Raw genomic sequence first — 14,387 nt, 5'->3', positions numbered from 1 at the left:
CTGAGTGACCGGAGCGGCCCGCCGCTGCGTCACCCGAGCGGCCCGCCACCGAATTCGGTCACCACATCGACACGCCCGCGCCCGAGCGCCCGGAACCCGCACGAGGGCATAGGCTTTCGAATGGACGTGCGAGACAGCGAAAGGCATGCGGTGACGACCAACCGGATCGAGGAGATACAGGCCGGGCTGCTCGACGACCTGCGCGACGGCATCTCCTTCACCTCCGAACAGATGGCCGACACGCTGGCGGACATGGTGGCGGCGCAGGCCGAGGAACGACCCCGCGACGGCGAGCTGCTCACCCGCCGGCTCGGGCTCGACGGTGCGCGACCGGAGACCTTGACGCTGCTGGGCGCCCGCTTCGAACTCTCCCGCGACCGGGTGCGGCAGCTCTACACGCGAGCGGCGGGGCAGCTGCTGCGGCGAGTACAGGCCACCGGCTACCCCGACCCCGCCGTGTTCGCCGGACAGTATCCGGTCGGCTGGGGCGATCAGCGGCTGACGCGCACGCTGCTCATCGAAACCTACGTCGGAGATTGCGATATCGCCGCTCAGGATCTCGCGTATCTGAAGCTGCGGCTGGCCGGACATTCGCTGATCGACGCCAAACGGGTCGCGGGTTTCGTCTATCAGCGCATCGCGGGATGGCAGCAGCGCAGCCGGTGGCATCTCGATCGCCCCCGTGCGGCCGAACCGGCTGCCGGGCAACTGCTTCCGTTGCTGCGGCGCGTGGATTGGCCGAGTGGCGATCCCGACGACCTGCCCGAGCTGCCCATCACGACGGTCGATGCCGACGACGACGCCCGCGGCCACATGTTCGCCGAGAAGCTCGGCCGCGAAACCACATTCGACACCGCGCTGCAGGCCCGGCTGCTGCGCATGCTCGACGACGGCGAACAGGTCGACAGCTACACCGAGCGGCCCGTGGCCGTCGACTTCGCCGTCGATGATGTCGCGGACTCCTACTGCCCCACCGTCGGCACGCGACTGACCGACGGACGGGTGCTGCTGATCGATGTGGTCGCGTTGGGGCAGTTGGGTTTACACGCCAACCGGGTGCGGCTCGCGGCGGCCCGTGCGCACGCGCACGCCCGCGGCTGGGGTTGGCTGGTGTTCACCGGCAGCCGGCTCGGGGAGCCGGATCTGTTGCGGCACACCGTGCCCCCTCGCTCGGAGAACATCCTCCGCAACCGGATCGCCACCGGCGCCGTGCACTGGGCCGAGTTCCGCGGCCTGGCCGACGAGACCGGCCTGGAACCGGTGGACCTGATCGCGCTCGTCCTACGCCACGGCTGGCGCTGGGATCGCGCCCCGTTCCGGCTGAGCGCGACCTGACCAGCCCTACTTCAACATGAATCCCGCAACGATGAACGTCACGATCACCAGCATCGCGAAACAGGTCATCAGCTGCCAGTGCAGCACCGCCTCGCGCTGACGCGCGATCCGCACCCGCAGACCGGCCTCCAGCCGGTCGCGATCCGACAGCCGGCGTTTGACCGCATCCAACTCCCCGGCGACGATTTCGGCGCGTTCGAGCCGGTGCATCATCTTGTGCATCTGTTTGGCTTTGTCGCGAGTCGCCCTGCGCGCCAAGGCCAATTCAGTGCGCTGGTCGAGCAGTTCCTGCCGCTGCTGCGCGATCATCATCGCCTGTGCGTGGGTGTGGGCCTCCCAATCGCTCACCGTCGCCCACCCTCTCGTGTCCTCGTCCAGATACCCGCAGGCCAACGTGCCCGCGACCCAACCATCGATGAATTCCCTTATTCCCCAGGGGGTTTGCCTGGGGCTGAGGATACCGTCGGAATCGACGACCAGCCCACCCGACAATGCCCGGTACTCACAGCCGGCGGCGGCGAAATCGTCCACGCCCAGCGCCGGTATCTGCCCGATCCAGTATCCGGTCGGGCACAGCCACAACACCTCGTCACAACCCACCGCCTTCAACCGGGCCGTGCGTTTTCGCGCCTCCTCGATCGAGACCGGCGCGCTGCGCACCTCGATAGCGCACAACCGGTTCCCACGCCGCCACAGCAGACCCGGTGTCTGCGCACCCAGCGGTTTGTCCACCTCGGCATCGTCGGCGCCCGCCGCCAGCAGCCTGCCGCGCAACCAGTACTTGAGCCGCTGCACATCCCAGTGACAGTCGCCACATCCGGGTTCGCGACACCGGTCACCCGCCTGATGTCCGCGCGGATTCGGCTCCACCACAGGCAGTTTCACCGGCTCCAGGGGAGTCAGCGTCGTCGTCTGCTGCCTCGTGTCGGCCCGTTCTGTCGTACTCACGCGACCACTCCCCTACCCGTGCACCAGCGGCCCGTGCGGTCCGCTGTATCCAGAGTGCCGCACCGGCCAGGGGGCTACACGTCCCCGTGACCGGTTTCGTTATCCAACCGGGAGCCCGACGTGATCATCGAGTCCGGTGAACTGCGGAATCGCCCGCCCTCGGACAGCGGCGTAATAGCGACGTTGCGAAGCCGGAACGTCCGTCGGCAGCCCCGGGGCCCGATCTCTCCGCTACCGCCTCCGGGCACTCACCCATTAGGCTGCGCAGATGTTCGACCGCGGATACATTCCTGTATCGACCACGCTGCGGGCCGCCCGCACCGCCAATTCGGTGGCATTCGCGCTCCAAGGCTTCTTCCTCGCGGTTGTTCTCACCGAACTGCCGCAACAGCGGGATCGGCTCGGGCTCACCGACACCGTCATCCTGGTCGCGGTCGTGATGATCTCCGGCCTGGCCGCCGGCGGCAGCCTGCTCGCCGAGCGGGTGGCGGTGCGCTGGTCGAGCCGGGTGGCGCTGCGGGCCGGGCTGACGCTGATAGCGGTGAGCGGGCTCGCGATCGCGGTCGCCCCGAATCTCGTGGTCGATCTGATCGCGCTCGGCTGCTACGGGGTCGCGGTGGGCATGGTCGACGCGGGCACGAATATGCAAGCGATCTTCATCCAGCACGGGTACGGGCGATTCGTGCTGTCGTCGTTCTACGCCGCGTGGAGTGCCGGGTCGATTCTGGGCGCCCTGTTCGTCTCCGGCTGCCAGAAGGTGGGAATCACGCTGCCCTATGCGGTCACCGTCGCCGCCGCAGTGGTCGCGGTGGCGAGTCTGGTGTTCGGGCCGCGACTGCTCGGCGCCGCCCAGGCCGAGGCCCAGCCCACCGATTCGGGCCGTACCCCCGAACCCGTCGCGGCCGTTGCCCTGCGGGCTTATCTCGCCCTCGGAATCGCGATGGCGCTGGTGTTCGCGATCGATCTGGCGGTGGGCAACTGGTCGGCGCTCTACCTCACCGACGATCTGCTGTCCTCGTCGGCGACGGCGGCCCTGGCACTGGCCGCCTACCAAGGCGCCTCGCTGCTCACCCGGCTCAGCGGCGACTGGTGGGTGCGCCGCTACGGCGCACGGGTGGTGGTGCGGGTGGCCGCCGGTATCGGCGTGCTCGGACTGACGCTCGTGGTGGCCGCGCCCGGACCGGCCACGGCACTCGTCGGATTTCTCATCGCCGGCCTCGGCCTGCCGGTGATCGCGCCACTGTGCTTCAGCGAGGCCGGGCGACTCACGGGAGGCCGCGGACTGGACGCGGTGATCGCCCGGCTCAACCTGTTCAACTACGCGGGCACGTTGATCGGCGGCGGCGTGGTCGGCGCGGTCGCCGCCGCGTCGAGCCTGCGGATCGGGTTCGTGATCCCGCTGCTGTTCGCGCTGGTCCTCATCGCCACCGCGCGCTTCTTCCGGCCGCGTCCGGCGCCCGGCGACCTGTCGGCGACGCGCACCGGACATGTTGTACTGGACCCATGACCGAGCAGGAAGTCGTCGTCGACCGCGCCGGACTCTGGGACGCCGAGGAATTGAGCGATGTCGCCACCGCGACATTTCCCCTGGCCTGCCCGCCGGAGCTGACCGAGGAGAGCATCGACACCTTCATCGCCGAGGTGCTGTCCGGCGAGCGCTTCGGCGACTATCTGAGCGATCCGCAGCGGATCGTGCTCAAGGCCGTCCTCGGCGGCGACATCGTGGGCTACACCATGCTGATCTCCGGTGAACCGGTCGATTCCGCCGTCGCCACCCTCATCGAAGCACGCCCCGCGCTCGAGATCAGCAAGATGTACGTGATGCCCGGACACCACGGCAGTGGCGTCTCGACCGCCCTGATGAACGCGGCGGTGGATTACGCCCGCCGCGGCGGATATCCGGTGATCTGGCTGGGTGTGAATCAACGCAACGAGCGAGCTCAGCGCTTCTACGCCAAGCACGGTTTCCAGCGAATCGGCGCCAAGACCTTCACCGTCGGCGACCAGGTGTGCCACGACTTCGTGATGCAACGGGAGTTGTGAATCCGGCTGTCCCGCAACCGGATTCCACCCCGCGTGCCGAAATCTCCGGTCAGGACAGCAGCTTCGCCTTCAAGGTCGCGATATCGCCGCCGGTCAGCTTCAATCCGTCGTGCACGTAGTTGTCGAAACTGCCGTAGCTGCGATCCACCTGATCGAAGGCGGAATCCAGCGCCGACTGCACGACCCCGTTGATCGTGTCGCCCGCGGCGGCGTCGCGGTAGTAGTTCGACAGCAGGAAGTCGTAGTTCACCGTGCCGCGGTCCACGCCGAGGATGGTCAGCAGCACGGCCGCGGTCCAGCCGGTGCGATCCTTACCGGCCGAGCAGTGGAACAGCACCGCCCCGTCGCCGCCGGCGATGTCGTGCAGGACTCCGGCGAACGCCTCGCTCGCACCGGGAGCCGTGATGAACGCGCGGTACAGGTCGCTGCCGGCGCTCAGCGTCGACGCCATGACCTGCGGCGGCGCCTGGCCGATCACATCGCGGATGTTCAGCGTCGCCCCCACCGGCACCCGGTCCGGTCCCAGCGCGCGCTCGTAGCTCGTGCGCAGATCGTCGACGACCCGCAGCCCACGAGCGGACAGCGCGGCGGAATCCGCGTCGGACAGTTTGCTCAGGTCGGCGGTACGGAACACCAGGCCGGTCCGGACGACGTGGCCGTCGGTGGTGCGGTATCCGCCGATATCGCGGGCGTTCTGCACACGCGCCAGACGCAGTGACCGATCCTCGGTGTTCATCGAGACCGGCGAGGGGGCCGCGGGCGGGTCGGCGGCGACCGCGACACCCAGCGCCGGACCGGTCGCGATCAGGGCACCGGCGGCGACGGTGGCGGCGAGGCGAATCGAACGATGGGCCATGTCAGCTCCGTTCAGAGGGAAACTGGACAGTCGTCCATGATGGGTTCGCCTCCCGACAGTACGCCGTACGAACCGGACTCAGCCCGCCGGGACCTCGAATCGCGACAGCGCCAGCAGCCGCGAGATCGCGCGCAGGTACTTCTTGCGGTAGCCGCCGCCGAGCATCTCCTCGGAGAAGATCTTGTCCAGCGGCGCGCCCGACACGGTGACCGGCGTGCCGGCGTCGTAGAGCCGGTCGGCCAGCACCACCATTCGCAGCGCCACCGCCTGATCGGTGATGGTGTGCACCGCCGAGATGTAGACCGACGACACCCCGGCGATCAGCGAACCGTACTTCGACGGATGCAGCGTGCTCAGGTGAGCGAGCAGCGCGTCGAAGTCGTCGAGCGTGGAATCCGGTGTGGCCGCGGCCTTTTCGGACAGCAGCCCCGGATCGGTCGGCTCCGGCGCGGGCGGCAGATCCCGGTGGCGGTAGTCGGGACCGTCGACGCGGACGGCGTCGAACAGCGAACCCAGCTTGCGGATCTCGCGCAGGAAGTCCTGCGCGGCGAACCGGCCCTCGCCCAGCTGATCGGGCAGCGTGTTCGACGTCGCCGCCACCGACACGCCCCGCGCGGTCAATTCGGTGAGCAGTCGCGACACGAGCATGGTGTCGCCCGGATCGTCGAGTTCGAATTCGTCGATGCACAGCACGCTGTTGCCGCCCAGGCGTTCCACCGCGTTCGTGAAGCCCAGCGCGCCGACCAGATTGGTCACCTCGCCGAAGGTGCCGAACGATTTCGGACCGGGCGAGGCATGGAAGATCGAGGCCAGCAGGTGCGTCTTGCCGACACCGAATCCGCCGTCGAGATACAGCCCGGCGCCGTCGACCTGCTTCTTCTTCCCGAACAGGGATTTCTTACCGGCGGCGGCGTGGATCTTGCCGACCCGCGCGGCGAAATCCTCGGCCGCGCGCACGGCCGCGGCCTGAGTCGGCTCCTTGGGGTCGGGAATGTAGGAGGCAAAACTCACCTCGTCGAAGGTGGGCGGGGGCACCATCTGGGCGATGAGTTGATCGGCCGGAACCTCCGGATGACGATCGACGAGGCGTTGCTGCACGCTCGTAGCGTACTGACGTGGTGTGATCGGACCTTATGCAGCGTGTCCCCGATGCGATCCAGTTCACAGCACTGACCACCGACGGTGCCGGCGAGATCACCGACCTGGTTCAGCTCTACACCTATCCGACGGCCCTGGAGCGGCCGTGGATCCGGGTCAACTTCATCGCCAGCCTCGACGGCGCGGTCACCGTCGACGACCGCTCCGGCGCCCTGGGCCGCCCCGCCGACGCCACCGTCTTCGCCATCCTGCGCGATCTGGCCGACGTGATCCTCGTCGGCGCCGGAACCGCGCGCGTGGAGAACTACGGCGGTGCGCGCACCGACTCCCGGCGCCGCATGCGTCTGCATCACCACGGGCTGGGCGGGGCGCGCGACGGTGCGCCGCCGCCGATCGCGGTCGTGACCGCCAGCGCGGCGCTGGACCCGGCGAGCCGGCTGTTCACCGACACCCAGCGCCCGCCGATGATCCTCACCACCGCCGCGGCCGACGGCGAACGCAAACGCCTGCTCGCCGAGACCGGCGCAGAGGTGATCGAGGCCGGGCAGAGCACCGTCACCGCCGCCGACATCCGCCGCGTCCTGGCCGAACGCGGACTGCTGCGGGTGCTGTGCGAAGGCGGGCCGTCGCTGTTCGGCGAACTGATCGGCGCGAGCGCGGTCGACGAGTTGTGCCTGACCGTCTCGCCGCTGCTGGTCGGCGGTACGGCGGGCCGAATCGCGGTGTCGCCCAATGCCTTGCCGACCGCGATGAGCCTGCGCCACGCACTGATCGACGACGACGGCACGGTGCTGACGCGGTGGGAGCGCAGCCGCACCCAAGGCTGAAACGGCGCACCGGACCTGGCAGGCTGTAGCGCATGCGTTGGACTCGCGCCGCTCTGCTGGCATCGTCGCTGACGGTTCTGCTGACCACCGCCTGTGGTGCCGGGCCGTCGCAGCGGCCGGGCGTGGCGGTGGAACAACCGCACGGCGGCTCGGGTCCGGCCACCAGCACCAGCGCCGCGCCGACGCCGCCACCGCAGGCCCAGGTCCCCAAAACAGATCTCGCCTGGCACGATTGCGCGGCACCCACCTTCGCGCTGCTGGGGACCGGGGCGGCCCCGGCCGGGGTGAGTTTCGATTGCGCGGAGTTCTCGGCGCCGATCGATTCCGGTGGCACCGTCCTGGGCACCTTCCGGATCGCCGCGGTCCGCGCGCGCACGCCGCAGACGCCCGCCGACGCGGCCCCGCTGGTGGTGACCTCCGGCGGTGACCGTTCCTCCACCGCGACCGTCGCGGGCCTGATCTCCGGACCGGGTGCGGCGATTCTGGCGAGCCGGCCGGTGGTCGGGGTGGACCGGCGCGGTATCGGCAGCTCCCAGCCCATCGACTGTCTGCCCGACGACACCCGGCAGGGACTGGCCGACAACGCCCAGTTCGCGCCCGGCGGCGGCGACCGGGTGGACGCGGTGGCGACACTGAGCCAGAACGCCACCATCGCCTGCCAGGACTTCCTGCAGCCCTATCAGGGCACCTTCGACGCCCCGCACGCCGCCGACGACATCGAACAACTGCGCAAGCAGTGGCAGGTCGACCACATCGATCTGCTGGGCACCGGAAACGGTGCGCGGGTGGCGCTGAGCTATGCCGCCAAATTCGGCGACCGGCTGGCCCGGCTGGTGCTCGATTCGCCGGAACCGGCGAACACCGACGCGGTGACCCGGACCGAACAGCAGGTCAAGGGCGCGGAGGCGGCGCTGACCGGATTCGCCCGCCGCTGCGCCGATCTCGGATGCGCACTGGGCGCGGATCCGCGCGCAGCGATCACCGATCTGATCAACCGGGCGGGAGCGGGACAGCTCGGCACACTCTCGGCCTCGGCGCTGACCACCACGATCACCGCGTTCCTCGGCGATCCGCGCGCGGATCAGGCCGCACACACCACCGAACTCGCCGATGCGCTGTCGGCGGCCGGACGCGGCGATCAGGGGGCTTTGCAGACTCTGGTCACCCGGGAGGCGGCGGCGGTGGGAGCCGACGGGCAGTTCGTCTCCCGGTGCAGCGACGACCAGCAGCCCGCCACCCCCGACCGCGCCAAGCAGCTCGAAATCGACTGGGCTGCCAAATATCCCGCCTTCGGTAAGACGGCGGCGACCGGACTGATGGAATGTTCGGCGTGGCCGGTGGCGCAGGCGCCGCGACTGCCGGACAAGTTCACCCTGCCGGTGCTGGTGCTGGGCACGACCGCCGATCCCGTCGTCGGCGGCGACGGGCGATCCTCGGTCACCGGCGCGCTGGGCGCCGCCGGTGCGCGCACCTCCACCGTGCAGTGGCAGGGCTGGGGCCATCCGGTGTTCACCCATTCGGGCTGCGCACAGCAGAACATCATCGGCTACCTGAAGGACGGCACGCTGCCCGCCGACGGCACCGCCTGCCCGGCCTGAGGTGATCGTGCGGGTACGCACGAAGTGGCGCGGCACACACCCGGCAAAAGCGGTCTCCGCCGCGCCCGACGGCGGGTCCGCGCAACCGTCGCCCAGGTTTCCGGTGTACCGTGCCCCAGTGTTCCTTCGTCAGCTCGAGCCGCGCACCGCTCGCACCACCGCCGAAGTGTTCAACTTCGCACTGTGGCCGTTTGCGATCCTCACAGTGCTGCATCAGGTCATCGTCAAAGGGACCAACTTCTCCATCACCGACGATTTCGCGCCCGTCTACAAGGCGTCGCTGGCCTTCCTCAACGGACGCGCCATCTACGGCGAGAACTTCGACCTGGTCGACCCGCACTACCTGTACCCGCCCAGCGGCACCCTGCTGATCGCGCCGCTGGCGTTGATCGACCCGGAGAAATCGCGCTGGTGCTTCATCGCGCTCAACGCGGTGGCGATCATCCTGGCCTGGTATCTGCTGCTGCGGCTGTTCAAGTACTCGACGAAATCGGTGGCCGCGCCGCTGCTGCTGTTACTGATGTTCGCCTCCGAAACCGTCATCAACACATTGGGTTTCGGCAATGTCAACGGCTGCCTGCTGCTGGCCGAGGTGCTGTTCATCTACCTGCTGCTGCAGCGGCGCGATCTGCTGGCCGGACTGGTCATGGGACTCACGATCGCGGTCAAACCGACGCTGGCGCCGATGCTGCTGATACCGCTGGCGCGTCGCCAGTGGCAGGTCTTCATCACCGCGATCGGCGTGCCGGCGGTGCTGATGGCGGTCTCGTGGCCGCTGATCAAGGATCCGATGGACTTCGTCCATCACACGCTGCCCTATCTGCTCAAATCGCGCGACTACTTCAACAGCGCGATCGTGGGCAACGCCGAGTACTACGGCCTGCCGATGTGGCTGACCTGGGGCATGCGCATCGTGCTCGGTGTCCTCGTGCTGGTCTCGCTGTGGCTGCTGTACCGGTACTGCCGCGACGACGAGCTGTTCTTCGTCTGCACCACCGCCGGCATCATCCTGACCGCGTTCTGGCTGCTGTCGGGTCTGGGACAGCAGTACTACTCGATGATGCTGTTCCCGTTCCTGATGACCGTGGTGCTGCGTAATTCGGTGCTGCGCAACTGGCCGGCCTGGCTGGCGATCTTCGGGTTCATGACCTACGACAAATGGCTGCTCGACCACTGGCAGAGCACCGGGCGCGCGCTCGAGTACCTGCGGGTCACCTTCGGCTGGGCGCTGCTGCTGATCGTGACGTTCTGCGTCCTCGGCGATCGGTACCTCACGGCACGGCGTGAGGGCCGGCTGGATTCGGGCATCGAGCCGGCGTTCCTGCTGCCGGAGGCGACCACGACGCCCGCCGCTCCTGCCGAGCCGGCGCCGCGCATCGAGCGCCACGAACCGGTCCCCGATGACGAGACGTTGGATCCGACTGCTCAGTCCGAGGCCGGCGCACTGCGCTGACCTGCGGTGATCCGGCGCGGCCCGGTAGTGGTCGGGCGGCGACACTAGACTCGCGTCATGAGCTCACAGGATGGTTCGCCCGCGACCTCATCGCTTCCGGCACCCAAGATCGAGCTGAGTCCGCAGCAATGGCGGACGCGGCTGACCCCGCAGGAGTACGCGGTGCTGCGCGAAGCGGGCACCGAACGCGCCTTCACCGGCGAATACACCGACACCGAAACCACCGGCGTCTACACCTGCCGGGCCTGCGGCGCCGAATTGTTCCGCAGCACCGAGAAGTTCCATTCGCACTGCGGGTGGCCGTCGTTCTTCGATCCGGCCGATTCCGATGCGGTGATCCTGCGCGCCGACGACTCGCTGGGTATGCGCCGGGTCGAGGTGCTGTGCGCCAACTGCCACAGCCACCTCGGGCACGTCTTCGAGGGCGAGGGTTATCCGACCCCGACCGACAAGCGGTATTGCATCAACTCGATCGCGCTGCGCCTGCACCCCTCGGACGACGCGGCGGGCTGATCGCGACAGGGCGAGGGTTCGAACCCGCCGCCCGAGTGCCGGATGCGATCCGCCGGCCGCTGCGGATCGCGCGCCGAGCAGGCGCGCGACCGAGCTGACGGGAAGACCTTACGGGCCCGGCCGCATTCCGGCACGCCCCGAATTCCGGGGGCACCGGCGGACTCGCGGCTCAGGGCAGGGCGTTGACCAGCTGTTCGACGTCCACGCGCGGGCCGCTGAAGAACGGAATCTCCTCGCGCACGTGGTTGCGGGCGTCGGTGGCACGCAGATCGCGCATCAGGTCGACGATGCGGTGCAACTCCGGGGCCTCGAAGGCGAGGATCCACTCGTAGTCGCCGAGGGCGAACGAGGCCACCGTATTGGCCCGCACGTCCGGATAGGAGCGGGCCTGCTTGCCATGGTCGGCGAGCATGCGGCGACGCTCCTCGTCGGGCAGCAGGTACCAGTCGTAGGAGCGCACGAACGGGTAGACGCAGATGTAGTTGCCCGGTTCCTCACCGGCCAGGAAGGCCGGGATGTGGCTCTTGTTGAACTCCGCCGGGCGGTGCAGTGCGGCGTTGCTCCACACCGGCGTGCTGGCACGGCCCAGATCGGTGGTGCGGCGGAAATCGGCGTAGGCGGCCTGCAGATCCTCGATCCGCTCGGCATGCCACCAGATCATGAAATCGGCGTCGGCGCGCAGGCCGGCCACGTCGTACAGGCCGCGGACCACGACGCCACGCTCCTCGAGCGAGTCGAAGAACTCCCGCGCCTGCTTGACCACGGTGTCGCGCTGATCGCCCAGCACTCCGGGTTTGACCTGGAACACCGAGAACATCAGATACCGGATGGTCGAATTGAGAGCTTGGTAATCGAGTCGCGCCATAGCCTCCATCGTGCCACTGGGCGCTGTGGGACAGAACGGCCGCATCCCATGTTCTGCGGCACGGCAACGGTCGTGGGATCGCGCGGACCCGCCGGCAGCGCTGCTGCGGCCGCCGCACGATGCTGGTATCTCGGGCGGCGCGGTCGTGCGTCGCCGGGGTCCGAGGCCGCGATGCACTGAGCAGAACCGGCCGGTCGCCGACCCGTCCACCCAGCGCAACCACCCTCTCAGCGGGACAGAATGCGTTGCGCCGCAGCGGTTCCCGAGGCAGCGCAGGCCGGGACGCCGACGCCGTGCAGGTAGGCCCCGGCGATCGCGAGGCCGGGCAGTGCCGCGACCGCCGATTCCAGTTCCGCGATGCGAGTGGTGTGGCCGGGAGCGTACTGGGGCAGGCCACCGCGCCAGCGCTGCACGAGGGCGGTTTCCGGACGGATCGGTAGTCCGGTGACGGTGGACAGATCGGCCACCGCGGCCGCTACGAGATCCTCGTCCGACCAGTTCAGCGGGGTGTCGTCACCGAAGCGACCGAAGGACGCGCGCACGAGCGCCACATCACGTCCGGCCAGATGCGGCCATTTGCGGCTGGAGAGGGTGAAGGCTTTGGCGCGCAACGATTCTCCGGTGGCGACCAGGATGCCGGAATTGTCGGGCAGGGGTGTGTCGGCGGGAAGTCCGAGCGCCACCACGGCCGACGACGACAGTTCGATGGTGGCCGCGACCGCGGCGGCCGCGGGTGCGACCGCGCCCAGCAGGGTCGCGGTGACCGGGGCCGGGGTGGCCACGATCACCGCATCCACCTCACCGATGGGGTCGACCCGCCAGCCGGTGGCCGTCCGGGTCAGACCCGTTGCCGCGGTATCGGTTTCGATCTTCGGCGCGGCGGCCTCGCGCAGGGCGTCGAGGAGTACGCGATATCCGTCGCGCAGGCCGCCGAAGACCGGGGCCGTGGACGGCGGCGGCAGGGCGGCGGCGACCGCGCGGGTGAGATTCGGGGCGCCGGCGTCGAGGGCGGCAGCCAGGGTCGGCAGCGCCGCTCGCACCCCGATCGACTCCGCACGCCCGGCGTACACCCCGCCCAGCAGCGGATCGACACTGCGCCGCACCACCTGCGCGCCGAAGCGGTCTCCGACCAGTTCGGCGACCGAGACGTCACTGCCGCGTTCCCAGCGCAGCGGCCGGGTGGGCTCGGTGGTGATGCGCTCCAGGGTGTCGGCGTCGACGAGGGCTGCCACGGCCTCGGGCCCGGCGGGAATGCCCATCAGCGTGCGTTCCGGCAGGGGGTGGGCGGTGCCGCCGGACCAGATCAGCGGTCGCCGCCCGGCTGGGTGCACCAATTGCTCGGTCAGGCCCAATTCCGCGAGCAGCGCGGGAATTTCGGGCCGGCGGCCCACGAACGCCTCCGCTCCCAGATCCACCGGCTCGCCCGCCAGCTCAGCGGTGTGCAGAATGCCGCCGACCCGGTGGCGCCGTTCCAGCAACACCAGTTCGAGCTCCGAGCCGAGGGCCGTCCGCAGCCGATACGCCGCGACCAGACCACTGATCCCGCCCCCGACCACCACGACCCGCATAGCCTGCTCCTCACTCGTACCCGCGGCGCTACCGCCCCTGCAACGTACCCGTCTCTCGAAGCAAGCCCCGGTCCTGCCTCCGAGTCACCGGACGGCCGGCGCCCCTGGCGTTCGGCGAGGGGTGCGGCTTACAACGGCGTGGGCAGGTTGTGGATCAGCTCGACCGCCGCGGTGATCGCGCCGGGGTCGGTGTCGGGCAGCACGCCGTGGCCCAGGTTGAAGATGTGGCCGGTGGCACCGAGGGTGATCGCCTCGTCGGCCTCGTGGGCGATGCGGCGGATCTCCCGGTCGACGACCTCGCTGCCGGCGAACAGAACGGCCGGATCGAGATTGCCCTGCAACGCTTTTCCGGGTCCGACCCGGCGCGCCGCGGCGGTCAGCGGCACCCGCCAGTCGACGCCGACGACATCGGCTCCGGCCTCCCCCATCACGCCCAGCAGTTCACCGGTGCCGACTCCGAAATGGATGCGCGGCACACCGGCTTGCCCGATCTCGGCGAAGACCCGTTCCGAATGCGGCAGAACGAATTCCCGGTACTGCGCCAGCGACAACGCGCCCGCCCACGAGTCGAACAATTGCACCGCGTCCACGCCGGCTGTGATTTGGGCGCGCAGGAATTCCACGGTGATATCGGTGAGCACACCGAGCAGCGCGTGCCAGGTCTGCGGATCGCCGAGCATGAGCGCCTTGGTCCGCTCGTGGTGGCGGCTCGGGCCGCCCTCCACCAGATAGGACGCGAGAGTGAAAGGGGCACCGGCGAATCCGATGAGCGGTGTCTCGCCGAGTTCATCGAGCAACAGGCGCACGCCGTCGGTGACCGCGCCGACCTCCTCGCGCCGCAGTCGCGGCAGCGCGCGCACATCGTCGACCGAGCGCACCGGATTCGCGATGACCGGGCCCACGCCGGGCACGATATCGAGATCGATGCCGGCCGCCTTGAGTGGAACGACGATGTCGGAGAACAGGATTGCCGCGTCCACACCGTGACGGCGGACCGGCTGCATGGTGATCTCGCACACCAGCTCCGGGTCGAAGCACGATTCCAGCATCCCGATGCCCGCGCGCAGTTCGCGGTACTCGGGCAGCGACCGGCCGGCCTGCCGCATGAACCAGACGGGACGGCGGCCGGGTCCGGCGCCGGTGGCGGCGGCGAGGAACGGCGCATCGGGCAAGCGGCGGCGGGTTGGTGTGCTCATCCCCGCTATCGTATGCCGCCGCCGAACGCCTACCCGCGCGGCCGTCCCCGCCCGGTCACGGCGCCCGTAGCGGCGCGCCTCCGCGTG

At 69.4% G+C, this 14,387-nt stretch carries 13 protein-coding genes; 7 read left to right on the top strand and 6 right to left on the bottom strand.

What is annotated here, in order from left to right; genetic code table 11:
• Window positions 1–120: 120 nt before the first annotated feature.
• A complete protein-coding gene (locus C8258_RS25565; RefSeq protein WP_233225332.1) occupies window positions 121–1,335 on the top strand; it encodes a hypothetical protein in 1,215 nt (404 codons plus the stop codon).
• A 6-nt stretch (window positions 1,336–1,341) separates the two neighbouring features.
• Here C8258_RS25565 and C8258_RS25560 read toward each other — a convergent pair whose 3' ends face one another.
• Window positions 1,342–2,283, bottom strand: a complete 942-nt coding sequence (locus tag C8258_RS25560; RefSeq protein ID WP_146161328.1) for a hypothetical protein — start codon at window positions 2,281–2,283, stop codon at window positions 1,342–1,344.
• 268 nt (window positions 2,284–2,551) lie between these two features.
• Here C8258_RS25560 and C8258_RS25555 point away from each other — a divergent pair, with 268 nt between their 5' ends.
• Complete coding sequence (locus C8258_RS25555; protein WP_106957351.1) at window positions 2,552–3,790, top strand: MFS transporter; 1,239 nt, start codon at window positions 2,552–2,554, stop codon at window positions 3,788–3,790.
• Window positions 3,787–4,326, top strand: a complete 540-nt coding sequence (locus tag C8258_RS25550; RefSeq protein WP_106957350.1) for a GNAT family N-acetyltransferase — start codon at window positions 3,787–3,789, stop codon at window positions 4,324–4,326. The genes C8258_RS25555 and C8258_RS25550 overlap by 4 nt, the downstream gene beginning before the upstream one ends.
• Window positions 4,327–4,375: 49 nt before the next feature.
• On the opposite strand, the gene C8258_RS25545 is transcribed toward C8258_RS25550, so the two are convergent.
• Complete coding sequence (locus tag C8258_RS25545) at window positions 4,376–5,182, bottom strand: tyrosine-protein phosphatase (RefSeq protein ID WP_106957349.1); 807 nt, start codon at window positions 5,180–5,182, stop codon at window positions 4,376–4,378.
• A gap of 78 nt (window positions 5,183–5,260) precedes the next feature.
• Complete coding sequence (gene zapE / locus C8258_RS25540; RefSeq protein WP_063012670.1) at window positions 5,261–6,280, bottom strand: cell division protein ZapE; 1,020 nt, start codon at window positions 6,278–6,280, stop codon at window positions 5,261–5,263.
• A 35-nt stretch (window positions 6,281–6,315) separates the two neighbouring features.
• Between zapE and C8258_RS25535 the strand changes: the two genes are divergently transcribed.
• From C8258_RS25535 to msrB, 4 genes are all read left to right on the top strand, one after another.
• Window positions 6,316–7,107 carry a pyrimidine reductase family protein gene (locus C8258_RS25535; RefSeq protein ID WP_106957348.1) on the top strand — a complete coding sequence of 264 codons (792 nt, stop codon included), beginning with the start codon at window positions 6,316–6,318 and terminating at the stop codon, window positions 7,105–7,107.
• A gap of 32 nt (window positions 7,108–7,139) precedes the next feature.
• A complete protein-coding gene (locus tag C8258_RS25530; protein WP_106957347.1) occupies window positions 7,140–8,705 on the top strand; it encodes an alpha/beta hydrolase in 1,566 nt (521 codons plus the stop codon).
• Between the two features lie 118 nt (window positions 8,706–8,823).
• Entirely contained in the window at window positions 8,824–10,158 is a 1,335-nt protein-coding gene (locus tag C8258_RS25525) for a glycosyltransferase family 87 protein (RefSeq protein ID WP_233225331.1), read from the top strand.
• Window positions 10,159–10,215: 57 nt separating this feature from the next.
• On the top strand, window positions 10,216–10,671 hold the full coding sequence (gene msrB, locus C8258_RS25520; RefSeq protein WP_036502993.1) for a peptide-methionine (R)-S-oxide reductase MsrB: 456 nt from the start codon (window positions 10,216–10,218) through the stop codon (window positions 10,669–10,671).
• Window positions 10,672–10,840: 169 nt separating this feature from the next.
• Here the strand turns inward: msrB and hemQ are convergent, their stop codons facing one another.
• The 3 genes from hemQ to hemE form a co-directional block, all read right to left on the bottom strand.
• Entirely contained in the window at window positions 10,841–11,536 is a 696-nt protein-coding gene (gene hemQ / locus C8258_RS25515) for a hydrogen peroxide-dependent heme synthase (RefSeq protein ID WP_063066026.1), read from the bottom strand.
• 227 nt (window positions 11,537–11,763) lie between these two features.
• On the bottom strand, window positions 11,764–13,104 hold the full coding sequence (locus C8258_RS25510; protein ID WP_106957346.1) for a protoporphyrinogen oxidase: 1,341 nt from the start codon (window positions 13,102–13,104) through the stop codon (window positions 11,764–11,766).
• A 128-nt stretch (window positions 13,105–13,232) separates the two neighbouring features.
• Complete coding sequence (hemE, locus tag C8258_RS25505; protein ID WP_084507347.1) at window positions 13,233–14,300, bottom strand: uroporphyrinogen decarboxylase; 1,068 nt, start codon at window positions 14,298–14,300, stop codon at window positions 13,233–13,235.
• Between the last annotated feature and the right edge of the window lie 87 nt (window positions 14,301–14,387).

The sequence above is a fragment of the Nocardia sp. MDA0666 genome, from assembly GCF_003023875.1.
Taxonomy (GTDB): Bacteria; Actinomycetota; Actinomycetes; order Mycobacteriales; family Mycobacteriaceae; genus Nocardia; species Nocardia aobensis.
Note: the sequence above shows the minus strand (reverse complement) of the source record. Positions and strands in the feature narration are given on the sequence as shown.

Coding starts and splice junctions, on each gene's coding strand:
- C8258_RS25550 (WP_106957350.1), top strand. CDS start 3,787: ATGACCGAGCAGGAAGTCGTCGTCGACCGCGCCGGACTCTGGGACGCC.
- C8258_RS25555 (WP_106957351.1), top strand. CDS start 2,552: ATGTTCGACCGCGGATACATTCCTGTATCGACCACGCTGCGGGCCGCC.
- C8258_RS25545 (WP_106957349.1), bottom strand. CDS start 5,182: ATGGCCCATCGTTCGATTCGCCTCGCCGCCACCGTCGCCGCCGGTGCC.
- C8258_RS25530 (WP_106957347.1), top strand. CDS start 7,140: ATGCGTTGGACTCGCGCCGCTCTGCTGGCATCGTCGCTGACGGTTCTG.
- C8258_RS25565 (WP_233225332.1), top strand. CDS start 121: ATGGACGTGCGAGACAGCGAAAGGCATGCGGTGACGACCAACCGGATC.
- C8258_RS25535 (WP_106957348.1), top strand. CDS start 6,316: ATGCAGCGTGTCCCCGATGCGATCCAGTTCACAGCACTGACCACCGAC.
- hemE (WP_084507347.1), bottom strand. CDS start 14,300: ATGAGCACACCAACCCGCCGCCGCTTGCCCGATGCGCCGTTCCTCGCC.
- msrB (WP_036502993.1), top strand. CDS start 10,216: ATGAGCTCACAGGATGGTTCGCCCGCGACCTCATCGCTTCCGGCACCC.
- hemQ (WP_063066026.1), bottom strand. CDS start 11,536: ATGGCGCGACTCGATTACCAAGCTCTCAATTCGACCATCCGGTATCTG.
- C8258_RS25510 (WP_106957346.1), bottom strand. CDS start 13,104: ATGCGGGTCGTGGTGGTCGGGGGCGGGATCAGTGGTCTGGTCGCGGCG.